Source organism: Amycolatopsis sp. NBC_00348, assembly GCF_036114655.1.
GTDB lineage: Bacteria > Actinomycetota > Actinomycetes > Mycobacteriales > Pseudonocardiaceae > Amycolatopsis.
The window spans coordinates 1644815-1671637 of record NZ_CP107994.1 but is presented as its reverse complement, the minus strand read 5'-3'; the positions used below and the strand labels follow the sequence as shown (position 1 = coordinate 1671637).

Genomic DNA, 26823 nt, shown 5'->3' with positions numbered 1-26823 from the left:
TTCCCCGCACCGGTGGCGGGGAACACCACTCACGGCCGGCACCCCTGGTCCACGACGGCCAGCGGCGACGGCCCGCGTTTCCCGAGACCCGCACGCAGTTCACCGAACCCGGCACCGATGAGCGTCGTTTCGATGAAGGACTTGCCGCCCTTCTCTTCGACATCGACGCTCAGCAGCGAATCCACCTCGGGGTCGAACGCGATGAACCCGTCGGTCATCCACTCCCCCACGGCGCGCGCGAGGTCGCCCGCCACGAGGTCGGCCCGGACCCGGATCCAGCCCGCGTCCGGGGCATCCATGACGACCACGTGGACATCGACCGAGGGAAACGCCGCGGATCCGCATGCTTGCAGGGCGGCGACGAACTGCCGTTTCGCCGGCCACCGCTGGATGATCCGGCCGGGCGAGGGACCAAGCCGTTCCACTCCCTCGCCGAGCCTCGTCGACTCCTCGAACCCGCACCACTCGCCGGCCAGGTGCTGATCCCGGCTCTCGAAGGCGGCGGTGATGGCGGTCCGAGCCCTTTCGGCTTTCCGCTTCCAGCGGGCCGACGCCGCGCGACCCGCCACACCGCACACGGCTGTCACAACCCGGCCACAACCGGGGTGCGGTACGCCATATCCCGGCGGCGCGCTGCTCCCGTGCGCCCGGACCCAAGGGGTGGCTCGCATGAGATCAGCGGTGCTCGCGGCGGTCGTGCTCCTGCTCGGCCTGATGCCCGTGCCGGCCGTGGACGCCGCCCAGGGGTGTGGTCCCGCGGCGGTGTCGGTGGCCGACCGGACGCTCTACGAGGGCACTCCCGACCTGAATCCCGGCTACACCACCTTCAGCTTCACCGTGTCCGTCTCCTCGGCCGCGGGCTGCGCGCCCACCGGCACGGTCTCCTACAAGACCGAGGACGGCTCCCCCGGCGCGACCAGCCCCGCCGACTACGTCCCGGTGAACGGGCGGCTGACCTGGACCGGCGAGGCCAGCTCGCGGACCGTCTCCGTCCAGGTGGTCAAGGACGCCGTCCCGGAGCCGAACGAGCCCTTCCTGCTGCGCCTCTACGACCCCGTGGGCGTGACCCTGGCCGACGACCTCGCCGCGGGTGGGGTGCTCGACGACGACGGCGCCGGCGGGCCGCTCGTGGTCGTCTCGACCGACGGCGGGAAGATCTGCTGGAAGGTCTGCGCGATCGGCGTGCACGTCAGCACCCCGGTGCGGGCGCCGGTGACCGTGCACTACCGCACCCTGCCGGTCGGCGACGGCGTCCCGGCGTACGTGCCGGTGAAGGACGCGACCCTCACCATCCCGGTCGGTGCGAGCGGGGGCGACGCCGTCGTCAAGTTGCTGGACACCCAGAGCGAGTCCCGCTTCGTGCTGGAGCTGTTCTCCCCCTCGGCCGGCACGCTCGGCAACGCGCGGACGGAGGTGACGATCAAGCCCGGCGGTTAGCCACCTCACGGGCTTCGGCCGTCGCGTTGGCCTGGGTGTACAACGCGGCGGCCGTGGCCCACTGCCGGGCCGCGTCGGCCGGGCGGCCGAGCCGGGCCTCCAGTTCGCCGAGGTCGCGGTGCAGGTGCGCCTGTTCGTAACCGTCGGGCACCGTGGCCCGCAGCGCCAGCCCGCGTTCCAGGTGCTCCCGCGCGGCGGCCAGGTCGCCCGCGCCCAGCCGGGCACGGGCCAGGTGTTCGAGCGCCGACGCCTCCCCGTGGCGGTCGCCGACGTCGCGGCTGAGGTCCAGCGCCTGCCCGAAGTGCGCCAGCGCGACGGCGAAGTCGCCCTGGCCGAGGTGGGCGCGGCCGGCGTCGAGCAGCGACTCCCATTCGAGCCAGCGGTCGCCGATCGCCCGGCTCACCGCGATCGCCTCGCCGAGGTGGGCGAGCGCCGCCGCGTGGTCGCCACGCTGCAGGTGCGCCTCGCCCAGCGTGTCGAGCGTGGCGGCCTCCAGACGCGCGTTGCCGAGGTCGCGGAACGTCGCCAGCGCCTCCGTCAGCGGGTCGAGGCTCTCCCGCGCGCGGCCCATCCGGACGTAGGTGTGGCCGAGGTTGCGCTGGGACAGCGCGTGGCCGAGGTCGTTGCCCGCCTCGGCGTTGCGCGCGACCGCGAGCCGGTGCGAGGCGATGGCCTCCTCGAAGCGGCGCAGTTCCGCGTAGGCGTTGGCGGTGTTGTTGTGGATGTGCCCCTCACCCTGGACGTCGCCGGCGGCCCGGGCCGTCCGCAGCGCGGCCGCGTTGGTGTCGAGCGCCTCCTGCAGCCGCCGGGTCATGAAGTACGCGACGCCCAGTGCCCGCAGCATCTCGGCTTCGGCCAGCGGGTCGCCGATCTCGGTCGCGGCGGCCGCGCCCTGGCGGCACAGCTCGACGCGGGTGTGCCAGTGGCCGGCGGTGTCGTAGAAGCTGGTCAGCAGGTACGTGAGCTGCCAGGCGGCTTCCGGGCGGCCGTGCTCGCGGGCGAACCGCACCACGGGCAGCAGGTTGTCGCGCTCGGCGGTGAGGAAGGCCAGCGCGGCGTGCCGGTCGGCGCCGACGGCGGCCGCGGGCGCGGCGTAGCGCGGCACCGGCGTCACGAGGTCGCGGTTCGGGTCGAGCGCCCGGTTCGCGGCGGCCGCGGCCAGCAGGTACCAGTCGACGAGCCGGTCGCCGGTTTCCGCCCGGGCGGACGCGGGTTCGTCGGCCCGCGCGCACTGCCGGGCGAACTCGCGGATCAGGTCGTGGAAGCGGAAGCGGTCCTCCCCCGCGGCCGTGACGAGGTGCGCGGTCGCGAGCCCGGCGGTCGCGCGGTCGCCGTCGCCGGCCGTCATCCCGCACAACGCCGCCCCGAGCGCGGTGGTGAACGTGGCGCCCGGGCTCAGCGCGACCCGGCGGAACAGCCGGGCCTGCGCGTCGCCGAGCGGGAGGTACGCGGTGGCGAGCACGGCGCGGACCGTGCGTGAATCCCCTTCCACCGCAAGGGTGTCGAGGCGGCCGGCCCCGGCCAGCTCGGCGGCGAGCTCGGCCAGCGGCCGCTTCGGCGTGCCCACCAGCCGGGCGGCCGCGATGCGCAGCGCCAGCGGCATCCCGCCGCACAGCCGCGCGACCCGGGCGGCCGGCCCCGGCTCGCGCTTCACCCGGTCGGAACCGAGGACGCGGTTCAGCAACGCGAGGGATTCGGCGTGCGCGAAGGCGTCCAAGGCGACCGGGTGCACCGCGTGGCGGGTGCTCAGCGCGGCGAGGGTCTGCCGACTGGTGATCACCAGCAGGGCCGGGCCGGTGCCGGGGATCAGCGGGAGGACGTCGTCGAGGCCGCGGGCGTTGTCCACCACGACCAGGCACCGGCGCCCGTGCAGCAGCGAGCGGTACAGCGCGGCGCGCTCGGCCGGGTCGCCGGGGATGTTCTCCTCCGGCACGTCCAGGCCGCGCAGCAGGTGCGCGAGCGCCCGGGACCCCGGCATCGCCTCGGCCGCGTCCTGGCCGCGCAGGTCGAGGAACAGCTGCCCGTCCGGGAAGCGGGCCGCGACGCGGTGCGCCCAGTGCAGCGCCAGGGCGGTCTTCCCCATGCCCGCGGCGCCCGAGATCACCACGACCGGGCGATCGCCGTCCTCGATGGCCGCGTCCAGCGACGCGAGTTCGTCACCACGGCCGGTGAAGTGGCCGACGCCCGCGGGCAGCTGCGACGGCCCGGCCGCGGCGGCCCGCGGCTCCAGCTCGTGGTCCCGGCGCAGGATCGCCGTGTGCAGGGTGAGCAGCTCGGGACCGGGGTCGACGCCGAACTCGTCGGCGAGCCGCCGCCGCAGCCGCTGGAAGGCGTCGAGCGCGTCCGTGTGCCGCCCGCAGCGGTACAGCGCGAGCATGTGCAGCCCGGTCAGCCGTTCCCGCGTCGGGGCCGCGGCGAGCAGCCGCGGCAGCTCGCGGACCGCGTCCTCGTGGTGGCCCAGCCGCAGCTCGGCGTCCCAGAGGTCCTCCACCGCCGAGAGCCGCAGCTCGTGCAGGCGGTCCACTTCGCGCAGGCCCCAGCCGGACAGCGCCGCGTCGGCGAAGGCGTCCCCGCGCCAGAGCGTCACGGCGGCCCGCAGAGTCGTCGCCGCCCGCTCGACGGCGCCCGCCGCGAGGTCCGCCGCGGCCGCGCGCACCTGCTGCTCGAACCGGTGCGCGTCGACCGTCGCGGGCGGGACGGTGAGCAGGTAGCCCGGCCCGCGGGTGACCAGGACGGCCGGGAAGCCGCAGACGTCCAGGGCCTGGCGCAGGCGCGCGACGTGGCTGTGCAGCGTCTTGACGGCCGTGCGCGGCGGGTCCTCGCCCCACAGGACGTCGACGAGCCGCGGGATCGGCAGCACCGTGCCCGCGTGCAGCGCCAGCACCCCGAGCACGACCCGCTGCCGGGTTCCGTGCAGCGTCGCGAGCCCGGCCGGGCCCACGGCTTCGACCGGGCCCAGCACGCGCAGTTCCCCGGGTTGGGACACCCCCCAGCTCCTTCCCGCGCCGAAACGGCTCAGCGAGCGTAACCACGCGGATGCGGTGCGAAAACAGCCAACCAGCTGATCTGCGCGCGAGCGACAACCGGTTCACAACCACGCGGGGCGACGCTCGGTGGCAGTCCAGCCCCCACTCCCGTGAGGAAACCCCGATGAGCACCACTCTGCGCCACCGGCGCCGCAGACCGTTCGCCGCCGCGCTCGCGGTCGCCGTCGCGGCCACGTTCCTGCCCGTGTTCACCGCCGCCGCCACCCCGGCCGTGGCCCCGGCCCCCACTTCGCCGTGCGGGCCGCTCGACGTCACCTTCGTCATCGACGACACCGGCAGCATGGGCCCGGCCCTGACCAACATCAAGAACGAGCTGGGCAACATCGCCACCGCGGTGCAGACCAACTCCGGCAACGACTACAAGCTGGGCCTGGTGACGTTCAAGGACAACATCACCGTGCACAGCGACCTCACCGCGCTCAACCTGGCCACGGTCACCCCGCAGATCAACGCCCTGACCGCGACCGGCGGGAACAACGAACCCGAAGCCTCCGACGAGGCGGTCAACACGGCCGTCAACAACCTGCCCGCCACCGGGCGGCCGCAGGTCGGCAACTTCGCCGGCGTCTGGCGCAGCAACGCGACGAAGATGGTCATCCTGGTGACCGACGCCCGCCCCGGCGGCTTCGACGACGCCTTCGCGGCGGCCGACCAGGCGAACGCCCACCTCCGGGCGGTCCAGGCGGCGACCAAGGGCATCAAGATCTCGTCGGTCTACGTGCAGACGAGCACGGCCTACCCGGTCATCCCGACGATCATGCAGGACTACGCCACCACGACCGGCGGCACCTACGCCGCGACGCCCGCCAGCGGCGCGGGCGCGGGGACCGCGATCCTCGACGCGCTGAAGAACTGCCGCAAGACCGACGTGTTCATCAAGGACGCCGCCGCGGACACGGGCGTCGCGCCGCACGCGCTGAACCCGATCTGGACGAGCCCGGACATCAAGGTGTGCGCGTCGCTGCCGCCGTGCGCCTCGATCAACCCGGTCGTCGGCGCGACGAACTACGTCGTGGTCACGCTCAACAACCCGGGCCCGTACGGCTCCGGCGCGTCGACCGGCCACGTGGAGGTCTCCTACACCGCGCAGGGCGGCGCGGCCCTGTGGCCGACGGACTGGGTCCCGGTCGGCTCCTCGGCGACGGTGACCGTGGCCCCGGGGTCCGTGCAGGTCCCGGTCCTGTGGGCCGGCGTCCCCGGTCCCGGCCACTTCTGCCTGCTGGCCCGGTGGATCTCCGCGACCGACCCGATGACCTCCCCCGAGCTGCCCGGGTCGAACACGCTCACCAACACGCGGAACAACAACAACATCGCGTGGCACAACGTCGACACGATCAAGCTCAAGCCCGGCGTGGGCACCACCCACCCGTTCACCCTGGGCAACCCGGTCGCCGACCGGCTGACCACGGACCTGGTCTTCACCCAGCCCGGCAAGCCGTTCGCGGGCGGGCCCGGCACGGTCGTCGTCGACCTCGGCAAGGTGCTCGCCGAGCGCTGGCGCCAGAGCGGCCAGAAGGGCGTCGGTGTCCGGCCGGTCGGGGACACGCAGGTCGAGATCGTCGACCCGCGGCAGGCGACGCTGCAGGGCCTGGTGATCGAGCCGAAGGAACGCCTCGAAACCGCGGTGACGTTCACCGCGACCGACGCGGCGGCCGGCGGTGAGTTCGTGTTCCGGATGTCGCAGTCCGACGGCAAGGACGACCTCGGCGGCGTCGAGTTCCAGCTCTCCACCGAGCAGTAGGAGATGATTCAGAAGGCCACCTCGGGCGCGTCCCGAGGTGGCCTTCGTTTCCGTTGCCGGAAAGCACTTCACGGCCGGCGAGACCGAGGGCCGGCCGCCGGCCCTGCCCTGGAGTGAACCGGCAGAGCCGGCGACCGGCGGAACGCCGCCGCTTCGGCGTCCCCCGGCGGCGGATCTCCTGCAACCCGCCGCCAGGCCGGAGACCACGAGGGCGCGTCACCTCGTGGATGCGACGCGACCGCCGCGGCTCCGAGTTGGCGGAGCCGCGGCGGCCTGCTGTCACCGGACCACCCGCGCGGGAGGGGTGAGGTGGCCCGGGAGATCCGGTGTTACTTGTTGGTGCCCGGGGTCAGCACCTTGTCGATCACGAAGACGGTGGCGTTCTTGGTGGGGATGTTGCCGCACAGGATCTTCGCGCCGTTGACGGTCATGTTGTCCCCGGTGCCCTCGATCTTCAGCGGCCCACCCGCGGCGTTCAGCGAGTCGAGCGTGCCGGCGGACGCAAGGCCCTTGGCGTCGTAACGCTTGCCGACGACGTGGTACTGCAGGATCGGCGACAGCTCGGCCGGCTTCCCGGCGAGTTCGTTGAACTTCGCGTCACCCAACGCGGCGAAGGCCGGGTCGGCCGGCGCGAACACCGTGATGGCGGGGGCGCTGTTGAGGGTGTCGACCAGGTTGGTGGCCTTGACGGCCGCAACGAGCTTGGTCAGCAGCGGGTTCGTCGACGCGGCCGAGGCGACGGGCTGCGGGCCCATCGAGTCCAGCGAACCGGGCGAAGAGCCCTGGGGCAGCTGCGAGCAGGCGGGGCCGAAGACGTCGGCGTTGGTGGTCACGCCGTCGGTGGCACCACCGGCCGGCGCGGCGGCCGAGGAGGACATCGGGGCCGGCGCGGACGCGCTGCTGCTCGCCGAGCCCGAAGAGGCGGTGTCGTTGCTGCTGCACGCGGTCAGGGCCAGCGCGGCGACCGCGGTCAGGCCGATACCGGCGATACGAAGCTTGCTCATGCGAAATCACTCCACGGATTGCGGCGGCGGAGACAGTCCACTGTGGATCTGCCCAGGGTACTGGCGGTGGTTCGGCGCTCCCGCCGGATCGGATTGGCCGATCGGCGGAGAACTTCACCCGGCTCGTTCCCGGGTATGCCCCTTGTTCGCAGCCGTCGCGCCGCCGGACAGGTCGCTTTTGTCATCTCCCTCGATCGAGTGACGGAAGGCGTCGCCGCGCGGCCGTGCACTTGGGCGAGTACACGACGATGACCAGCGGTCGGTCACCACCGGGCGCAGCGGGAGCAGATCGTGCCGGCCACGATGGAGCTGATCGCCGAGCAGGGCGCCCGTGGTGGCTCCACGCTCGGCACCTACCGGCTGGATCGCCGCATTCGCGCCCGGCTCAGTGCGCGAGGTCCAGCGGCAGCCGTTCCAGCCCGCGGAAACTGACGTTGGGCCGCCAGCACAGCTCCTCGCCGGTCAGCTCGATCACGCGGTAGCGGTCCAGCAGCGCCCGGAACACGGTCGCGGCCTCCATCTTCCCGAGCGCCGCGCCGAGGCAGTAGTGCGGGCCGCCGCTGAACGCCAGGTTCTTGATCCCGGTCCGGGTGACGTCGAGGCGTTCCGGGTCCGCGTAGCGCTCCGGGTCACGGCAGGCCGCGCCGAACAGCAGCATGACCTTCGAGCCGACGGGCAGGGCGACGTCGTCGAGCACGACCTGGTCGTCGAGCAGCCGCGAGGCGATCTGCACGGGCGCGTCGAAGCGGGTGATCTCGTCGATGGCGCCGGGGATCAGCTCGGGGTGCTCGCGCAGCAGCTTCAGCTGCCCGGGGTGGCGCAGCAGCGCGAGCAGGCCGTTGCCGATCAGGTTCACCGTGGTCTCGTGGCCGGCGACGAACAGGAACAGCACGTTGGCGATGATCTCGTGGTCGGTCAGGCGGACGCCGTCCACCTCGGTGTGGGCGAGCAGCGACAGGATGTCGTCACGCGGGGTGGCGCGGCGGCGGTCGAGCTCTCCGGTGACGTACGCGCGGAACTCGGTTTCCGCCCGGTTCAGCTCGGCGACGTCCGCGGCCGTGATCGCCGGGTCGATCACCCGGCTGATCTGCTCGGTCCAGCGCCGGAACCGGTCGCGGTCGTCCGTCGGGAGGCCGAGCAGGTCGCAGGTCACGGTGACCGGCAGGGGCAGCGCGAGGCTCGCGATCAGGTCGGTGCGGCCCTCGCCGGCGGCGTCGAGCAGCCGGTTCGTCTCGGCGGCGACGCGCGGGCGCAGCCGGTCCACGGCGGCGCGGGTGAAGACCTTGCCGATGACGCCGCGGATCCGCCGGTGCGCGGGCCCGTCGAGCATCAGCAGCCAGCTCCGCACGCTGCGCACCAGCGGGCTGTCCAGGCCGCCGCGGCGCTGGGCCCAGCTCGGGTTCCGGTAGAACTCGCTGGACACCCCGGGCGCGCGCAGCACGGCGTCGACGTCGGCGTAGCGGGAGAGCACCCAGAAGCCGAAGTCCGACCGGTGGACCGGGTCCGTCTCGCGCAGGCGCCGGTACACCGGGTACGGGTCGGTGCGCACCGCGGGATCGCGGGGGTCGAACAGCGTGGTCATCTGGTTCCCGTCCCTCAGATCGCGCGGATGCGGTGCACGAACCCGGTCAGGTCCGCCGCCGACGCCCGGCCGCTCTCACCCGCGAAGCCGGTCACCAGCCGGACCAGCGCGTCGTAGGCCTCGGTGTGGTCGTACGACGTGGCGTCGGTGATCTTCACCGACCACCGCCAGTACCCCTTGAGCGTGTCGGCCAGCGGCATCCGGAACGTCGCGAGCACGTCCTTGAGGTCGGGCACCGTCGCGGCGAGGCCGTGCCGGCGGATGTAGGCGGTGACGAGCTCGCTGTAGAACGCGAAGTGCCGGGCCTCGTCGCGGGCCAGCCGGTGCAGCAGGGAGCGCAGCACGGGCTCGGTCGCGACCGCCTTGAACCGCTGGTAGAACAGCTGCGTCGCCTTTTCCTGCACCAGCGTGTAGGTGAAGGCCTGCACCGGGGTCTCGTAGGGCAGGGCGAACTTCTTGCTGCCTTCCCGCGCCAGCTCCCACATCAGGGTGTCGGGGTCGCTGATGCCCGCCTCGATCTGGTAGCGCGTCAGCACCGACGCGTGCCGCTCCTCGTCGTTGGCCCAGGAGATCAGGAACCGGAAGTACTCGCGGTTGAAGCAGAACTCCTCGATGGCCTGGTCGCCGCCGGACACCGGGAACGCCTGGAGGAAGTAGGTGAGGTAGCCGGGGATGTGGTCCTCGATGAAGGTGATGAACCGGACCACCGAGCAGTCGGTCTCGGTGAGTTCCTCCGGCCGCAGGGACTCCCAGGGCAGGTCGTCGACCGACCACTGGCGGGTGCCCGCGCGGCTGACGGCGGCCCCGGCCAGCCGGCGCATCTCGGCCGGGTCCAGGTCCGCCGGGCCGTCGGACGCGTCGGGCTGGTTCATGGCGCCTCCGTGGGGCCCATCCGGGACTTCACCGCGGTCAGGGCGTAGTGCTTGGTGGTGTACCCCCAGCCGGCGTTGGCCGTCTGCAGGTACCGGATCAGCGGTTCGCTCATGCCGGGCGCCACCTGCTCGACGCGGTCGCGCGCGGCGTGCACGCGCTCTTCCCACTGCTCGATGGTGCGGTGGTAGTGCGCCGTCAGGTCGGTGAGGCCGGTGAGGCTGAACCCCGCCGATTCGAGCGCTTCCAGCAGCACCGAGGCGGGCACCATGTCGGCGAACCCGAAGATGTCCTCGGTGACGTGCACGGTGCCCGGGCGCCGGGAGAACTCGCGGTACGTCTCGTGGTCGCGGAAGCAGCTCTCCGAGACGTACAGCGATCCGTTGCGCCGCAACAGGCCGCGGACCTTGCGCAGCACCTCGGTCCGGTCCGGCATGTGCACGATCGAGCCCAGCATGGTCACGGCGTCGAAGCGCCCGGCCGGCTCGACGTCGGTGAACGAGCCGGGCACCAGGGTGATCAGCTCGGCGACGCCGGCCTCGGCCGCGCGCGCCCGGATGTACTCGGCCTGCGGGCCGGACGGCGTCACGCCGGTGGTGCGGCAGCCGTACTCCTGGGCCATGAACAGGATCAGGCTGCCCCAGCCGCAGCCGACGTCGAGCAGCCGTTCCCCGCCCTTCAGGCCCAGCTGCCGCGCGACGAAGTGCAGCTTGTTCGTCTGCGCCGTGTCGAGGTCGGTGTGCTCGTCGGGGTACAGCCCGGCGCTGTACTTCAGGCGGCGGTCCAGGTAGAGCGCGAACAGCTCGGGCGGCAGCTCGTAGTGCTTGTTCGTCGCCTCACGGGCCTGCTGCGGGGTCGTCGCCGTCATGACTCCGCCAGGTCGCCGCCGATGCCCTTCCGCACCAGCGTGACGAGCTCGTCGACGGTCTTCACCGCGAAGATCTCCTCGTCCTCGAACTCGACGTCCCAGCGGCGCTCCAGCTTGGCCACCACGCGCAGCATCTTCATCGAGTCGGCGCCGGGGAGGTCCCGGAGCACGTCGGTGGCGGCGATCTCGCCCGTCGGGATCTTCAGCTCGCCGGCGAGGTACTCGGCGGTGACGGACGCGATGTCTTCGCGGGTGGCGGATTCGGCGGTCATGACTCTCCTGTTCCGTGGTCGAAGTAGTGCCGGACGCGGCCGAAGGCGGCCTCGTCCAGGTCCATCAGGGTCCGGGCCTGCTCGGAGCGGATCGGCTGGAAGGTGCCGCCCGCCATGACGTGCGTCTCGGCGTCCGGCCCGGTGATCTCGGCCTCGGTGTGCAGCACCCCGTGGCCGCGGCCGGTGATCCGCGCGGTCGTCGTGTACGGGACGCCGACGCGCAGCGGCAGCAGCATCCGGCTGCGCAGGGTCACCGAGAACGCGAGCATGCCGTGCACCAGCGCGAGGGTGTCGCCCATGACCTCGTCCAGCAGCACTTGGACGATGCCACCGTGCACGATCCCCGGGTAGGAGGCGTAGTCCTCGGAGAACACCGTCTCGGCGGCGTAGTCCCCATTGGACAGTCTGCGCATGCGCAGCTTGAGCCCGATCGGGTTGTGCGGTGAGCAGCCGAAGCAGTTGAAGGAAGGCTCGGTGTGCCAGGGGAATTCGATCTCCTCCCCCGGCTGGTGCGCGGCGACGGTCATCCGACCGCCGCCTCGGCCTTGAGCGACTCGTCGACGATCGCGCGGCGGACGTCCGCCATCTTCGTCAGCGGGTAGCCGGTGATCGTGGAGAAGTACTTGAACAGCTGCTCGCAGCACTTGGCCCACTCGGTGCCGTCCTCGTCGACCTCGGCGAAGTAGGCGAACATCTCGTCGATCGTCTCGTGGCCGGCCAGCTCGGGCAGGTCACCCTTGAAGCGGCTGACGGGGTGGCGGTAGAGGTCGCGGGTGGTGCCCATGTAGATGTAGAGGGTCTCGAAGACCGAGACGAGCTCCTCGGGCCGGTCGGCCAGCTGCTGCGCGGTGTAGTGCACGAACTCGCGGGCGTGGCGGGCTTCGTCGCCGCTCGCCTTGCGCAGGATCTCGGCCAGCACCGGTTCTTCCATGCTGCGGGCGACGCACTTGTAGGCGTGGGTGGCGAGCACCTCGCAGATGACGTTGGTGGCGAGCGTCGCCGCCCGGGTGACCCCCGGCGGGTAGGCCTCCCGCATCGACGCGATCGTGCGGTGCTCGATGCTGTGCCCGGCCAGCTGCAGCCAGGTCTGGAAGGCCAGGTGGTGCTGGATCTCCTGGTAGCCCCAGATGCAGGTGAACTGGGAGAAGTCGTAGTCCATGCCGAACTCGTTGAGCAGCCCGTGGGTCGCCGCGACCACGTTGGACTCGCCGATGATGGCGCCCTTGGCGAAGATGATGTGCTCGGGCTTCACCAGATCGGCTTGAAAGGAGTCCCACGGGATGTGGTGCAGCTCCCACGTCGCGTGCTGGTAGTCGGCGAAGATCCTGGCGCTGTGCATTTCCTCGTCGGCCAGCAGGGGTACGCCGGCCCGCGATGTCGTCCTGTTGTTCACACCCGTTCTCCTCGGCCGTCGTGTGCGCTTTCCGGGAACATGCCGTCGGCTTCGCCGGCGGTGACGCGGCGAGCGGCGAGCACCCGCTGCCACTTGCCGCTGGTGGTGCGCGGGATCCAGCGGGGTTTCACCGGGTAGATCGCCACCCGCGCGAGGTCGACTTCGGCGGCGACGCGGCGGCGCACTTCCTCGCACACGCCGGCCGGGTCCGACCCGGTCTCGACGATCACCCCGATCCGTTCGCCGCCTTCGTCGTCGGTGTCGGAGAAGGCGACGCACCGGCCGCGGTAGACCCCCGGCACGGTCCGGGCGACGCGCTCGACGTCGTCGGGGAAGAAGTTCTGGCCGTGCACGACGACCATCTCCTTGCGCCGCCCGGTCACGTACAGCTCGCCGTCGAGCCGGAAGCCGAGGTCCCCGGTGCGCAGCCAGCGGCCGTCGAACGCGGCGGCGGTCGCTCCGGGGTCGCGGAAGTAGCCGGTGGTCACCGGGTCCCCGGCGATCTGGATCTCGCCGAACTCGCCGTCGGTGGCGACCGCGCCGCTGTCGCGGACCACCCGCAGGTCGATGCCGTGCACCGCGCGGCCCACCGAGACGACCGGCTTGGCCGTCGGCGCCGTCTCGGCGACCGGCCGCGCGACACCGGTGGCGCCCAGCTCCTGGCGGTCCACGGCGCGGACGCGCGCGGTGCTGCCGGGGTCCGGGTAGCTGATCGACAGGGTGGCCTCGGCCATGCCGTACACCGGGTACATCACGGATTCGGCCACCCCGCTGGGTTTCAGGGCCTCGGTGAACCGGCGCACGGTCGCCGCGCTGACCGGTTCCGCGCCGTTGAACGCCAGCCGCCAGCGGGACAGGTCCAACGTGGCCAGTTCCTCCGCCGGGACGCGGTCGACGAGGTAGTCGTAGGAGAAGTTGGGGCCGGTCATCACGGTGCCGCCGTGCGCGGCGAAGTGCGCCAGCACCGCGCCCGGCCGCCGCAGGAAGGTCGTCGGGGCGAAGACGTGCACGTCGGCGCCGTTGAGCCAGTGCGACTGCAGCCCGATCAGGCCCATGTCGTGGAAGGTCGGCACCCACTGCAGGAACACGTCGCCGGCGGTGAACTCCCCCGCGATCACGCAGGACCGGAGCCCGGCCATGGTCGTCTCGTGCGGCAGCATCACGCCCTTGGGCCGGCTGGTGCTGCCCGAGGTGAACTGCACGATGGCCAGCGACGCGGGATCGACGGTGGGCAGGGCACGCGCGTCACCGGTGCCGCTGGGCGCGGACGGCGGCACCAGCGTGACGCCGGTGCCGAGGCCGCGGAGCGCGTCGCCGAGGTCGGCGTGGGCGGGGTCGAGCACGAGGTGGCGCATGCCCGCGGCGGTCACGATGCGGGCGAGCCGGCGCGCGGTGTTGGCGACGTCGGCGAAGCCGGCCTGGATCGGCAGCACGCTGACCGCGGCGCCGGCGCGCCAGAGCCCGTAGATCGTGGTGAGGAACCGGGCCGCGGTGGGCACCAGCACGCCGACGACGTCGCCGGGGCGGACGCCGGCGCGGAGGAACCCGTGGGCGGCCGCGGTGGCGGCCAGGTCCAGCTCAGTGGCGGTGATCTCGTCGCCGGCGGTGGGGAATCTCGCACGGGCGTCCGGGGTGGAGCCGGCCAGCAGGGCCAGGCTTTCGCCCAGGGTCCGCCCGGCCAGTCGGGCGTTGCGCTCGGGTCGCTGCACGCGGATTCCCCTCGAGTCGGCTGCGTTCTCGATTTTGGCTTTTCCCGGCGTTCAGGCAAAGCCGGCGATGGCGTTTCTGGTAGAACCACTCGTCTTCGAAAGCGCTTACCCGTGGTCATTCCAGGGATTTGCGCATCCAGCCGTCGATCAGTCCCGCGGTGTCCGCGGCGTGGGCTTCCAGCATGGTGAAATGGTTGCCGGGCGCCACGGCGAGGGTGTGCTCGAAGGGCCATTCGGGTTCCCAATCAGCGGGCCAGCCTTCCAGCGGTTCGGCCGCGCGCACGAACAGCACGGGAATCGGCAGTTCCTCCGGTGTCCAGTCGAATTCCTGGTAGTGCAGCATCGCGGTGATCCAGCCGTCGTCACCGGGCACCGCGTGGTTCGGGTTGTCCATCCGGGCCTGGGCTTCCTCGCCGAGCCCGGGCAGCAGGCGGACCAGCCGCTGGTGCTCGCTGGGGACGTAGCTGTCCAGCACCACCACCCCGGCGGGCGGGCTGCCCTGTTCCCGCAGCCGCCGGGCGATCTGGTAGGCGACCAGGCCGCCGGCGGACAGCCCGGCCAGCACGAACGGCTCGTCCCCCAGTTCGGCGCGCAGCCCAGCGGCGTGCAGGTCCAGCAGCAGGTCCCGGCTCTTCGGCAACGGCTCGGCGCGGCGGTAGCCGGGGTGGCGCACCGCCCAGACGTCCCGGTCGCCCTGGAAGGACTTGGCCAGCCGCGCGAACTGCACCGGGTCGGACATGCCGACGATGCCCGGCACACACACCAGCGCCGGGTGCCGGGAGCCGGTGGCCAGCCGGACCGGTTGGGGCGGTTGCGACACCTCCTGCAGTGACGTGACGAACCGGCGCGTCTCCTGCCAGTCGGTGTCGCGAGTGCTCAGCACCGACTCGCGCATCCGCGCGCCTTCCTCGTCGATGACGTCCTCCGCGCCGGTGGCCAGCAGCTCGGCCAGGTGCCGGGCCAGCACCACCGGGCTCGGGTGGTCGAAGGTCACCGTCGCGCGCAGCCGCAGCCGCAGCACCCCGGCCAGCCGGTTGCGGATCCGGACCGCCGCCAGCGAGTCGACGCCCACCTCGAGGAAACCGGCGTTCGGGCGGAGGTCGCCGGTGCCGTCGTGGCCGAGGGTGCCCGCGACCGTCGTCAGCACGAGGTCGACCAGCGCCCGCTCCCGGTCCGGCCCGCCGAGGCGGTCCAGCCGGTGGCGCAGGTCGTCGTCCGGGGTGTCGGGCCGCTCGACCAGCTCCCGCAGCAGCGGCCGGTCGACGGCGCCGTCCAGGGTGAACCGGGCGGGCACCAGCACCGGGTCGCCGAGCGACACGGCGGCGTCGAACAGGGCGAGCGCTTCCTTGGTGGACAAGGCATCCGGCGTCGGCGCGAGGTGGCGGGTCAGGTCGCTGCGCTCCGCCCACAGGCCCCACGCCAGGGAGATCGCGGGCAGGCCGAGCGCGCGGCGCCGATGGGCCAGCGCGTCGAGGACGGCGTTCGCGGCGGCGTAGTTCGCCTGGCCGGCGCTGCCCGCGGTCGCGGCGGCCGAGGAGAACAGCACGAACGCCTTGAGCGGCCGGTCTTTTGTCAGTTCGTGGAGCAGCAGGGCCGCGTCGGCCTTCGGCCGCAGGACCGCGTCGAGGCGCGCCGGGGTCATGGCCGGCAGCACGCCGTCGTCCAGCGTTCCGGCCGCGTGCACGATGATCGTCGGCCGGTGCTCGTCGAGCAGCCGTTGCAGCTGCCCGGGGTCGGCGACGTCGCAGGCGGCGACGGCGGCCGTCGCGCCCAGCTCGGCGAGGTCGTCGACCAATTCGGGCGCGCGGCCGCGCCGGCCGGCCAGCACCAGCCGCCGCACGCCGTGCCCGGTGACCAGGTGCCGGGCGAGGAGCCCGCCGAGGGTGCCGGTGCCGCCGGTGATCAGCACGACGTCGTCGGCGTCGGCGAACGGCGTGGGCGCGGGGGCGAAAGCGCGCACCAGCCGGCGCGCGAGCAGCACTCCCCCGCGCAACGCGAGTTCGGGCTCGCCGGTGCCCAGCGCGGCGGCCACCGTCAACGGCGTGACGTCGGCGGCGTCCAGCAGCACGAACCGGCCGGGTTCTTCCGTCTGGGCCGAGCGGACCAGGCCGGTCACGGCCGCGCCGGCCAGGTCCGCAACGTCGTCGCCGCTCCGGGCCGCGACCGCGCCCGAGGTCAGGAACACCAGTTTCGAGGCCGCGAACTCCGGGAAGACCTGCCACCACTGCACAAGAGCCAGCGCGCGGTGGGTGGCGTCCCGCACCGAGTCGCCGGACGCGCTGACGAGGACCGCGCTCGGTACGGGCTGCCCGGCCGTGACGGCGGCCCGCAGGGCGTTCAGGTCGGTGAACGCGGGGAACCGGCCGGTGTCCAGGCCGACGGCGACGATGCCACCCGGTGCGGTGTTGCCCGTGGCGGGCACCTCGACCCACTTGGTCCGGAACAGCGCGTCGCGGGGGACGTCGCCGCGCGCGGTGGCCGGGCGCAGCACCAGGGAGCCCACCGAGAGCACCGGCACGCCTTCGCCGTCGGCGACGTCGAGGCGCACCGAGCCGCCCACCGCGCCGCGCAGGCGGACCCGCAGCGCCGCCGGGCGCGTGGCGTGCGCGGTCACCTCGGTCCAGCTGAACGGCAGCATCGGCCCGTCGGCCACCGGGCCGCCGGCGCCGAACCCGAGCGCGTGCAGGGCGGCGTCGAGCAGGGCCGGGTGGACGGCGAACCCGCGCGTGTCGACCGGGCAGGCCACCTCGGCGAACACGTCGTCGCCGCACCGCCAGACCGCGCGCAGGCCTTGGAACGCGGGCCCGTACCGCAGGCCGCGCTCGACGAGCGTCGCGTAATGACCGCTGTGCGAAACGAGTTCCGCGCCTTCGGGCGGCCACGCGCCGATCGGCTCGGGGTCCGCCGGCTGCCGGCCGAGGAGCCCTTCGCCGTGGCGCTCCCACTTCGTGCCGTCGGCCTTCGCGTACAGGCGCAGGTCGCGGTGCCCGGCCGCGTCCGGCGCGCCGACGCGCAGCTGGACGGCGACGGTGGTGTCGTTCGGCAGCACCAGCGGCCGTTCGAGGGTGAGCTCCTTGACGACCGGGCACTGCGCGGCCGCCCCGGCGTGCAGGGCGAGTTCGAGCCAGGCGGTGCCGGGCAGGATGACCGCGTCCAGGACCTGGTGGTCGGCCAGCCACGGCGTCTCCGCCGACGACAGCCGGCCGGTCAGGACGAGTTCACCGGTGTCGGCCAGCTCGACCGGCGCGTCGAGGACCGGGTGCGCGCTGCTCCGGGTTTCCTTCGGCGCCAGCCAGAAGCGCTTGCGTTCGAACGGGTAGGTCGGCAGCTCGGCGAACGCGGGGCGGCCGGGCTCGGCCAGTTCCGTCCACTTCGGACGGAGGCCGCGCACGTACACCCGGGCGAGCGCGGCGAAGAACGCGTCCCGGCCGCTTTCGCCGCGGCGCAGCGTCCCGGTGACGACGGCGTCGTCGCCGACCGCCGCCAGTACCGCGGGGACGAGCACGGGGTGCGGGCTGATCTCGGCGAAGAACGTGTGCTCCGGCGCCGGGAGCCCGGCGAGGGCGTCGGCGAACCGCACCGGTTTGCGCAGGTTGTCGTACCAGTACTCGGCGTCGAGCTCCGTGCCGGTGAGCACGGTCGCGGTCACCGCGGAGTGGAACGGGATCTCCGCGGCCCGCGGCGAGATCGGGGCGAGGTCGGCGAGCACGCGGTCGCGGACGCGTTCGACCGCGGGCGAGTGGGAGGCGTAGTCGACGCCGAGCCGTCGCGCCTTGACCCCGGCCGCGGTCAGCTCGGCGACCAGGTCGTCGAGGGCGGCGGTGTCCCCGGCGACCACCACGGACTCCGGCCCGTTGACCGCGGCGATCGCCAGCCGGTCGTCCAGGCGCAGGCTTTCGGCGGGCCGCTCGACCGAGGCCATGCCGCCGAGGCCGGACAGTGCGGTCAGTGCTTTCGCGCGGCGGCTGACGACGAGCGCGGCGTCCTCCAGCGACAGCGCGCCCGCGACGTGGGCGGCGGCGATCTCGCCCTGGCTGTGCCCCACGACGGCGTCCGGTTCGATCCCCGAGGCGCGCCAGAGGGCGGCCAGGGAGACCATCACCGCGAACAACGCGGGCTGCACGACGTCGACGCGATCCAGCGACGGCGCGTCCGGGGCCTGGCGCAGGACGTCGAGCAGGGCCCAGTCCGTGTGCGGGGCGAGGGCGACGGCGCAGCGTTCGAGCTGCTCCCGGAACACCGGCGCACTCTCCAGGAGGTCCGCGGCCATGCCCGCCCACTGGCCGCCCTGGCCGGGGAAGACGAACACGACCTTGCCGGCCAGGTCCGCGGTGCCGCGGACGAGACCGGGCACGGTGGCGTCGTGGCTCACCGCGTCGAGCGCGGTCGCGGGGTCGTCGTCGAGCAGGACGGCGCGGTGCTCGAACGTGCTGCGCGTCGTGATCAGCGCGTGGGTCATGGCGACCGGATCCCGGCCGTCCACTTGGGACGCCAGCTGCCCGGCCCGGGCCCGCAGCGCGGACTCGGAGCGCGCGGAGAGCACCCACGGCAGCTGCGCCGCGTTCGCGGGGACAGTCTCGGTGCGAGCCGGTGCTTCTTCGACGACGACGTGCGCGTTGGTGCCGCTGATGCCGAACGCGGACACACCGGCCCGGCGCGGCCGCTCGCCGTCCGCCGGCCAGGGCCGGTTCTCGGTGAGCACCTCGACACCACCGCCGGTCCAGTCCACTTGGGACGACGGCGGGTCCGCGTGCAGCGTCGCGGGCAGGGTCCGGTGGCGCAGCGCGAGCACGACCTTGAGCAGCCCGGCGGCGCCGGCCGCGGCCTGGCTGTGCCCGATGTTGGACTTGATCGAGCCGATGGCCAGCGGCCGGTCTCGGTCGCGGCCGTAGACGGCCTGCAGGGCCGCGACCTCGACGGGGTCGCCGAGTTTCGTGCCCGTGCCGTGCGCCTCGACGACGTCCACATCGGACGGTCGCAGCCCCGCGTCGGCCAGCGCGGCGCGCAGGACCCGCTGCTGGGCCAGCCCGTTGGGCGCGGTCAGGCCGTTGGACGCGCCGTCGGAGTTGACCGCGGTGCCGCGGACGACGGCGAGGACCGGGTGGTCGTGCTCGAGAGCGTCGGAAAGCCGTTCCACCACGACGACGCCGGCGCCTTCACCCCAGCCGACGCCGTCCGCGGTGTCGGCGAACGCCTTGCAGCGGCCGTCGGCGGCGAGCGCGCTCTGGTGCTCGAAGGCGCGGTAGATGCCGGGGGTGGCCATCACCAGCGCGCCGCCGGCCAGCGCGAGATCGCACTCCCCCGCGCGCAGCGCGCGCACGGCCAGGTGCAGGGCCACCAGCGAAGACGAGCACGCGGTGTCGACCGAAACCGCGGGTCCCTCCAGCCCGAGCAGGTAGGCGATCCGCCCGGACAGCACGCTCGCCGAGGTGCCGGTCGCGAGGTGGTCGGGGTGGTCGTCGAGGTGGGCCATCAGCAGCTGGCGGTAGTCCTGGTCGCTGGTCCCGGCGAAGACGCCGGTGCGGGAGCCGCGCAGCGAGGCCGGGTCGATCCCGGCGCGCTCCAGCGCCTCCCAGGAGATCTCCAGGAGCAGCCGCTGCTGCGGGTCCATACCCTGGGCCTCGCGCGGGCCGATGCCGAAGAACGCGGCGTCGAACCACGCCGGGTCGGAGAGGAAACCGCCCGCGCCGGTGAGGTCGGCCGGCCAGCCGCGGTCGGCGGGGAACGCCGTGACGGCGTCGTGGCCGCCCTCGACCAGCCGCCACAGCGCCTCGGGGTCGGCGACCCCGCCCGGGAACCGGCAGCCCAGCCCGACGACGGCGATCGGTTCGCGTGCTCGCGCCTGCGTCACGCGCAGCCGTTCCCGGGTGTCCCGCAGGGCGGTGGTCACCCGGTTCAGCGTGGCGAGCACCGCGTTGTCGTCAGCCATCGATGAGATCCTCCTGTGCCAGCAAGACTTCCCGTTCGGCCCGGCTGAGCACGTCCGCTGCGGACTCGGCGGACTCGGTGGGCTCGGTGGGCTCGGTGGGCTCGGTGGGCTCGCCGGCCGCCGGTGCCGGATCGTCGGCGAGGCCCGCTTCCAGGTAGCCGGCCAGCGCGAGCGGCGTGGGGTGGTCGAAAAACGCGTTCGCGGGCACCCGCAGCCCGGTCCGCGCGCCGAGCTGGTTGCGCAGCTCCACGACGCCCAGGGAGCTGAGGCCCTGCTCGTGAAAGGGGCGCCCGGGCTGGATCCGCGCGGCGGAGTCGTGCCCGAGGATCAGCGCGGTGTGCCGGCAGACCAGGTCGCGCAGCTCGCGGCGCCGTTGCGCTGCCGAGAGCCCGGCCAGCCGCAGCGTGGGGGCCTCTTCCGGCGGTTCGGCGGCACTCCGGTGAGCTTCCGGCAGCTCCGCCAGCAGCGGACTGGGCCGGGTCGTGGCGAAGACCGTGCCGAAGCGCGCCCAGTCGACGTCGGCGAGCACCAGGCCGGACTCGTCGCGGGCGTAGGCCGTGGCCAGCGCGGCGACGGCCACACCCGGGTCGAGCACGGTCATGCCGCCGCGGCGCAACCGGCTGCCGACGGCCGCCGCGTCCGCCATGCCACCGTCGCCCCACGGGCCCCAGGCCAGCGCGGTGGCCGCGAGGCCGTCGGCACGGCGCTGCTCGGCCAGCGCGTCGAGGTAGGTGTTGGCCGCGGCGTAGTTGGCCTGCCCGGCGTTGCCGACGGCGCCGGTCGCGGAGGAGAACAGCAGGAAGGCGTCGAGGCCGTCGGTGAGTTCGTGCAGGTGACGCGCGCCGTCGGCCTTGGCGCGCAGGACCCGGGCGAGCCGGTCCGGGTCCAGGGCGTCGATGACGCCGTCGTCGAGCACGCCGGCCGCGTGGGCGACCGCCGTCAGCGGCCGGTCGGCCGGGATCGCGGCCAGCAAATCCGCGACGGCCTGGCGGTCGGCGACGTCGCAGGCGACCGCGTCGACCTCGGCGCCGAGCGCGGTCAGCTCCGCGACGAACTCGGGGTCGTCGGCGTGCCGTCCGGTCAGCAGCAGCCGCTGCACGCCTTCGGCGGCCAGCCGGCGGGCCAGGTGCCGGCCCAGTGCGCCGAACGCGCCGGTGATCAGGGTGGTGCCGTGCCGCGGCCAGGCGCGTCCTGGCGAGGCGCCGACGGCGGGGGCGCGCAGAAGCCGCCGCGCGAACACGCCGGAGGCACGCACGGCGACCTGGTCCTCGGTGCCGGACAGCACTCCGGCCAGCCGCTCGGCGGCGGCGTGGTCCACTGTGGACGGCAGGTCCACGAGACCGCCCCAGCGCCGCGGGTGTTCCAGGGCCGCGACCCGGCCGAGGCCCCACACCATGGCCTGCACGGGCGCGCCGAGCCGGTCGCCGGCGCCGGTGGACACCGCTGCCTGCGTCACGCACCACAACGGGACGTCGAGGTCGACGTCTCCGGCGGCTTGGACGAGCGCGGTGGTCAGCGCGAGCCCGGCGGGCACCCCGGCCGGGTGCGGCCGTTCGTCGAGCGCCAGCAGGGAAACCAGGCCGTCTCCGGGCTCGACGTCCCGGAGGAGCCCAGCGAGTTCCGCACGGCCGGCTCCGGCGTCGACGGCCAGCGCCGTGCCGCCGAGCGCCGCGAGGATCGGCTCGGGCACGGGCCGATCCGCGGGGTGGACGACGACCCAGTCGCGCTTCGCGGCGTCGTGGCCGGTGATCGGCTGCCAGCCGATCCGGTACCGCAGCCGGTCCGCTTCGGTGTCCTGGTCGTGCCCGCGCCGCCAGCGCGCCAGCGCGGGCAGCAGGCCGGCGACGTCCAGGTCGGTGCCCAGCAGGTCGCCGAACCGGCGCGGGTCTTCGCTCGCGACGGCGGCCCAGAACTCCGCGTCGGCCCGGTTCTGCTCCGGCGCCCATTCGGGCAGGAGCCAGAACCGTTTGCGCTGGAAGGCGTACGTGGGCAACGGCACCGGGCGCGCCCCGCTCCCGGCGTACCACTTTGCCCAGTCCGGCCCGTGGCCGCGCACGTGCAGCGCCGCGACCGCGGCGAGGACGTCGTCGTCGGCCAGCGCGGGCAGCACGGCCGTGTCCATGGCGTCGTCCAGGCACTCCGCGACCATTTCCGTCAGCGTCGTTGTCGGGCCGATCTCCAGGAACGTGGTGACGCCCTGGTCGGCGAGCGTGCGGACGCCGTCGGCGAAGCGGACCGTGCCGCGCACGTGGTCGACCCAGTAGTCCGGTGAGCAGAGCTGCTCGTCGGTGGCCACGCGGCCGGTCAGGTCCGACACGACCGGGATCCGGGGCGGCCGGTAGTCCAGGCTCTTCGCGACGGCCCGGAAGTCGTCGAGCATCGGCTCCATCAGCGCGGAGTGGAACGCGTGGCTGACGCGCAGCCGCTTGGTGCGGCGGCCCCGCGCGCGGAACCTCTCGGCCACCGCGGTGACGGCGTCGGTGCTGCCGGACAGCACCACCGAGCGGGGGCCGTTGACCGCGGCCAGCGACACTCCCGCGGGCAGCTCGGCGACCTCGTCCGCCGTGGCGGCCACCGCGTACATGGCGCCCTGCGCGGGCAACGCCTGCATCAGCGTCCCCCGCGCCGCGACCAGCCGGCCCGCGTCGGGCAGGGACAGCACGCCGGCGACGTGCGCGGCCGCCAGCTCGCCGACCGAGTGCCCGAGCAGCAGATCCGGCCGGATGCCCCAGTGCTCCAGCAGCCGGAACAACGCGACCTCGACCGCGAACAGCGCGGGCTGCGCGAACTCCGTCCGGTCCAGGGTGTCCTGGTCCACGCCGAACACGACGTCCCGCAGTGGGAGGTCCAGCTCGGCGCACACCTCATCGAAGGTTCGCGCGAAAGCCGGGTACCGCTCGTGCAGGTGACGGCCCATCCCGGCGCGCTGGCTGCCCTGTCCGGCGAACAGGAAGGCCAGGCCGCCCTCGCCGACGACGCCGGTGGTGAGCCCGGGATCGGTCTTCCCGGCCGCCAGCGCCGTCAGTGCTTCCCGGCAGGTCAGCACCGCCCGGTGGGTCAGCGCGGCGCGAGTCGTCGCGAGGGAGAACCCGAGGTCGTGGTCGGCCAGTTCGGGGTGGGCCGCGCAGTGCGCGGCCAGCCGGGCGGCCTGCGCGCGCAGGGCGTCCGGCGACCCGGCCGAGATCGTCCACAGTGGAGGTACGCCGGTGTCGGCCGGGCGCGGAACCTCTTGCTGCGACGGCGGTTGCTGCAGGATCACGTGGGCGTTGGTGCCGCCGATGCCGAACGACGAGACGCCCGCCCGCCGGATCGCTCCCTCGGGCCACGGGGTCGCCTCGGTGACCAGGTGCAGGCCGCCCGTCCAGTCGACGTGCTCGCTGGGCCGGTCGACGTTGAGCGTCGCCGGGACCGTGCCGTGGCGCATCGACTGCACCATCTTGATCACGCCGGCCGCCCCGGCCGCGGCCTGGGTGTGGCCCAGGTTGGACTTGAGCGAGCCGACCAGCAGCGGCCGGTCCGGGGCGCGGTGCGCGCCGTAGGCCGCCAGCAGCGCCCCGGCCTCGATCGGATCGCCGAGCTTCGTGCCCGTGCCGTGCGCCTCGACGACGTCCACATCGGACGGTCGCAGCCCGGCGTCGGCGAGCGCGGTGGCCAGCAGCCGCTCCTGGGCGGTGCCGCTCGGCGCGGTGAGGCCGTTGCTCGCGCCGTCGGAGTTGACGGCGGAGCCGGCGATCAGCGCGAGGACCGGATGACCGTGGCGGCGGGCGTCGGAATACCGCTCCAGCACGAACAAGCCGCCGCCTTCGGCCCACGCGGTGCCGTCGGCGCCGTCGGCGAACGGCTTCACCCGCGCGTCCGGCGCCAGCCCGCCCTGCCGGCTGAACTCGACGAAGACGGTGGGCGAGGACAGCACGGCCACACCGCCGGCCAGCGCGAGCGAACACTCGCCGCGGCGCAGCGCGGTGGCGGCCAGGTGCACGCCGACGAGCGAGGACGAACACGCCGTGTCGACGGAGAGGTTGGGGCCCTGCAGGCCGAAGGTGAACGAGATCCGGCCGGAGGCGACACTGCACACGGTCCCGATCGCCAGGTTCTCGCGCGTGCCGATACCGCCGTGCCCGGGGCCGGTGCCGTAGTCGTCGTGGGCCACGCCCGCGTAGACACCGGTGTCGCTGCCACGCAGCGTCGCCGGGTCGATGCCCGCCCGCTCGAACGCCTCCCAGGCCAGCTCGAGCAGCAGCCGTTGCTGCGGGTCCATTTCGAGGGCCTCGTGGCCGCCGATGCCGAAGAACGCGTTGTCGAACCCGGCGGCGTCGTGCAGGAAGCCGCCTTCGCGCACGTAACTGGTGCCCGGCCGCCGCCGCTCCGGGTCGTACAGCGCGGCGACGTCCCACCCGCGGTCCTCCGGCATCGGCCCGAGGACCGTCCGGCCGTCGGCGACCACCTGCCACAGGTCGTCCGGGTGCTGGATCCCGCCGGGGAACCGGCAGCTCATCCCGACGATGGCGATCGGCTCGTCGGAGGCGGTGCGCCGGGGCGCGACGACCGCTCGCCGGGGCCTGCCGCCGTCCAGGTGCGCGGCCAGCCGCTCCGGGGTCGGGTGGTCGAACAGCGCGGTCGTGGCGATCGGCAGCCCGGTGCGCCGGCGCAGCCTGCGGACCAGCTCCACGGCCGCGACGGAGTCCATGCCCAGCTCCAGAAAGGTCCGGTCCGCCCGGAAGTCCGCGCCGATCAGCGATTCCGCCTCGGCCCGGATCAGCCGGGGCAGGTCCGCGGTCCGGGTCGCCGCGGGTTCGGCGACGTCGGTGGGCAGGTGCACGCGCCGCCCGCCGAGCACCTCGCCCCACGTGATCGGCACGCCGTGGCTGTGCAGCTCCGCCGCGGTGCCCAGCACCGCGTGCAGCTCGGACCGGCCGTCGCGCAGGGCCGACGTCACGAGCACGTCGCCGCTCGCGGCCGCGGGCAGCGTCTCCTCGACCAGCGCGGCGAGCACGCCGTTGGCGCTCATGTCCAGGTAGGTGTCCACGCCCGCCGCGGCCAGCGTCCGCACGCAGCCGACGAAGTGCCCGGTGCCGCGCACCTGGGCGCCCCAGTATTCGGGGCGGCACACGACGTCGGGCTCGGTGCCGAGCCCGGGGTGCACCGGGACGATCGGGATGCGCGGCGGCCGCGTGGGCAGGCCGCGGAGGAACCGCTCGAAGTCGCCGGCCATCGGCGCCATGTGCGGGGAGTGGAAGGCCCGGTCGACGGCCAGCTGCTTGACCTTGCGGCCGCGGCGTTCCCAGTCGCCGGCGATCCGCAGCACGACGTCCCGGTCGCCGGAGATGACCACCGACCGCGGCGCGTTGACCGCCGAAATCGCGGCCTGGTCCGCCAGCCCGGCCAGGGATGCGCGGGCCTCGTCCTCAGTGACGCGCAGCGCGACCATCGCGCCGCCGACCGTGGTCTTCGCCCGGAAGAGGCGGATCCGCTCGGCGAGCACCGCGCAGACGTCCGGCAGCGCGAACACCCCGGCGGCCGTCGCCGCGGCCAGCTCCCCCACCGAGTGACCCACCACGAAGTCGGGGCGCACGCCCCAGTGCTCGAACTGCCGGAACAACGCCACCTGCAGCGCGAACAGGGCGTCCTGGCTGTACAGGGCCTCGTCTTCGGGCGCGACCGCGGTGCCGGCGTCGCCCAGCAGCAGGTCGCGCACCGACCAGGCCGACACGGCGTCCAGGTGCTCGCACACCTCGTCGAGGGCCGCGGCGAACACCGGGAGCCGCGGGTACAGCTCACGGCCCATGCCCGGGCGCTGCCCGCCTTCGCCGGGGAACAGCAATGCCACCTTGCGCCCGGTCCCGGCCCGCGTCACCGCGCTCCGGCCGGCGGCCAGGTCCGCCAGTCCGGTGGTCAGCTCCGCCCGGTCGGCGCCGAGGACGACCGCGCGGTGCGTCAGGTGCGGCCGTGCGAGGGCCAGCGTGTGCGCGACGTCGAGCGGGTCCGGCGCCTCCGGCCGGTCGAGGTGGGAACGCAGGGTTTCGGCTTGGCCGCGCAGGCTTTCCGGGCTGTCGGCCGACAGCAGCAACGGCACGACCGGGAACGGGTCGCGCACCGGCACGGGACGCACCGGCGGTTCGGCCAGCACCAAGACGGCGTGGTTCCCGGCGTGGTCGAGGGAACTCAGTACGGCGGTGGCCTCTCCCCCACTGAACCGGCCCGTCAGTTCCAGCAGGGCCGTCACCGCGTCGTCGGCGTCGACCGGCTCCTCGAGATCGGCCAGCGACGTCTGGCCGGAGCGGAATTCACCGTGCCACGCGAACCGGATGTCGTCGACGTCCACGCCGGCGCGTTCGCACGCGCGCTGCACGACCGCCACCCGGCCTAGCGCACTTCCGGCGAGAACACAATGGATCGGATCACTATCCACGACAGCCCGCGCCGTCGATTTCAGGACGATATACGCACTGCCCGCCGAAGAAATGGAACCGGCGATCGCCAATGCGGATTCACCCGAATGAATGCTCTGCGCGGCCAAGTGGACCACCGCGGCGAAGGGGACGTCCGCCGTCACGACGGGACCCGTGACGCCCAGTCCGGCCGCGACCGAATCCGCCTGTGCCGTCGCGAAAACCCCGGCAGACAAGCCTTCCCAGGCTCCGGGCACGATCGCGGCGTTCGCCAGCGCGCGCCGGGCGTCGTCCACCGGCGGCACCGGCCGGCTACCGCGCGAAATGCCGATCACGGCGATCGAGGACGGAGCAGCGCTGTCGCCGAACTGCATGGAACCACCTGTCCAGTGCTCGTCGATCGCCGGGTGAATTTCACCCTAACCACGCCGGGCAAGCGTTTTCAAGATCGTCTCAGGTCACCGGGACGAGACTAAGGGATTCATTAGTGTCCCCACCTCGTATTTGACTTCACGCGCACGCACGATAGGAAGGAAGGTATCCAGCAGGACTCGGTGCGCGCGATTTCCGGGGAAACGCGGT

The 26823-nt window shown here is 73.6% G+C and carries 14 protein-coding genes and 1 pseudogene; 3 read left to right on the top strand and 12 right to left on the bottom strand.

Annotated features, from left to right (window positions below; translation table 11 throughout):
• Positions 1–29: 29 nt before the first annotated feature.
• Positions 30–671 (bottom strand): hypothetical protein, encoded by a 642-nt coding sequence (locus tag OHS58_RS07370; RefSeq protein WP_328647638.1) that lies wholly within the window; start codon positions 669–671, stop codon positions 30–32.
• Here OHS58_RS07370 and OHS58_RS07365 point away from each other — a divergent pair.
• Positions 670–1437 carry a Calx-beta domain-containing protein gene (locus OHS58_RS07365; protein WP_328647637.1) on the top strand — a complete coding sequence of 256 codons (768 nt, stop codon included), beginning with the start codon at positions 670–672 and terminating at the stop codon, positions 1435–1437. The two genes, OHS58_RS07370 and OHS58_RS07365, sit on opposite strands and share 2 nt — an antisense overlap.
• Here OHS58_RS07365 and OHS58_RS07360 read toward each other — a convergent pair.
• Entirely contained in the window at positions 1421–4423 is a 3003-nt protein-coding gene (locus OHS58_RS07360) for an AfsR/SARP family transcriptional regulator (protein WP_328647636.1), read from the bottom strand. The genes OHS58_RS07365 and OHS58_RS07360 overlap by 17 nt on opposite strands.
• 164 nt (positions 4424–4587) lie before the next feature.
• Between OHS58_RS07360 and OHS58_RS07355 the strand changes: the two genes are divergently transcribed.
• Positions 4588–6225, top strand: coding sequence for a vWA domain-containing protein (locus tag OHS58_RS07355; protein WP_328647635.1), 1638 nt, complete (start codon positions 4588–4590; stop codon positions 6223–6225).
• Positions 6226–6554: 329 nt separating this feature from the next.
• Here the strand turns inward: OHS58_RS07355 and OHS58_RS07350 are convergent, their stop codons facing one another.
• From OHS58_RS07350 to OHS58_RS07305, 10 genes and pseudogenes are all read right to left on the bottom strand, one after another.
• Entirely contained in the window at positions 6555–7229 is a 675-nt protein-coding gene (locus OHS58_RS07350) for a fasciclin domain-containing protein (RefSeq protein WP_247052859.1), read from the bottom strand.
• Between the two features lie 385 nt (positions 7230–7614).
• Positions 7615–8811, bottom strand: a complete 1197-nt coding sequence (locus OHS58_RS07345) for a cytochrome P450 (protein ID WP_328647634.1) — start codon at positions 8809–8811, stop codon at positions 7615–7617.
• 14 nt (positions 8812–8825) lie between these two features.
• Positions 8826–9683 carry an acyl-ACP desaturase gene (locus tag OHS58_RS07340; RefSeq protein WP_328647633.1) on the bottom strand — a complete coding sequence of 286 codons (858 nt, stop codon included), beginning with the start codon at positions 9681–9683 and terminating at the stop codon, positions 8826–8828.
• Complete coding sequence (locus OHS58_RS07335) at positions 9680–10549, bottom strand: SAM-dependent methyltransferase (RefSeq protein WP_328647632.1); 870 nt, start codon at positions 10547–10549, stop codon at positions 9680–9682. Before OHS58_RS07335 ends, OHS58_RS07340 begins: the two co-directional genes overlap by 4 nt.
• On the bottom strand, positions 10546–10821 hold the full coding sequence (locus tag OHS58_RS07330) for an acyl carrier protein (RefSeq protein ID WP_326950601.1): 276 nt from the start codon (positions 10819–10821) through the stop codon (positions 10546–10548). Before OHS58_RS07330 ends, OHS58_RS07335 begins: the two co-directional genes overlap by 4 nt.
• On the bottom strand, positions 10818–11348 hold the full coding sequence (locus OHS58_RS07325) for a PaaI family thioesterase (protein WP_328647631.1): 531 nt from the start codon (positions 11346–11348) through the stop codon (positions 10818–10820). The genes OHS58_RS07330 and OHS58_RS07325 overlap by 4 nt, the downstream gene beginning before the upstream one ends.
• Complete coding sequence (locus OHS58_RS07320; RefSeq protein WP_328647630.1) at positions 11345–12214, bottom strand: ferritin-like domain-containing protein; 870 nt, start codon at positions 12212–12214, stop codon at positions 11345–11347. The genes OHS58_RS07325 and OHS58_RS07320 overlap by 4 nt, the downstream gene beginning before the upstream one ends.
• Positions 12211–13923, bottom strand: a complete 1713-nt coding sequence (locus OHS58_RS07315) for an AMP-binding protein (protein ID WP_328647629.1) — start codon at positions 13921–13923, stop codon at positions 12211–12213. Before OHS58_RS07315 ends, OHS58_RS07320 begins: the two co-directional genes overlap by 4 nt.
• A 115-nt stretch (positions 13924–14038) precedes the next feature.
• A pseudogene (locus tag OHS58_RS07310) lies at positions 14039–19777 on the bottom strand (SDR family NAD(P)-dependent oxidoreductase); the annotation flags it as partial.
• 67 nt (positions 19778–19844) lie between these two features.
• Entirely contained in the window at positions 19845–26210 is a 6366-nt protein-coding gene (locus OHS58_RS07305; RefSeq protein ID WP_328647627.1) for a type I polyketide synthase, read from the bottom strand.
• A gap of 205 nt (positions 26211–26415) precedes the next feature.
• Here OHS58_RS07305 and OHS58_RS07300 point away from each other — a divergent pair, with 205 nt between their 5' ends.
• Positions 26416–26652 carry a hypothetical protein gene (locus OHS58_RS07300; protein ID WP_328647626.1) on the top strand — a complete coding sequence of 79 codons (237 nt, stop codon included), beginning with the start codon at positions 26416–26418 and terminating at the stop codon, positions 26650–26652.
• Positions 26653–26823: the final 171 nt, after the last annotated feature.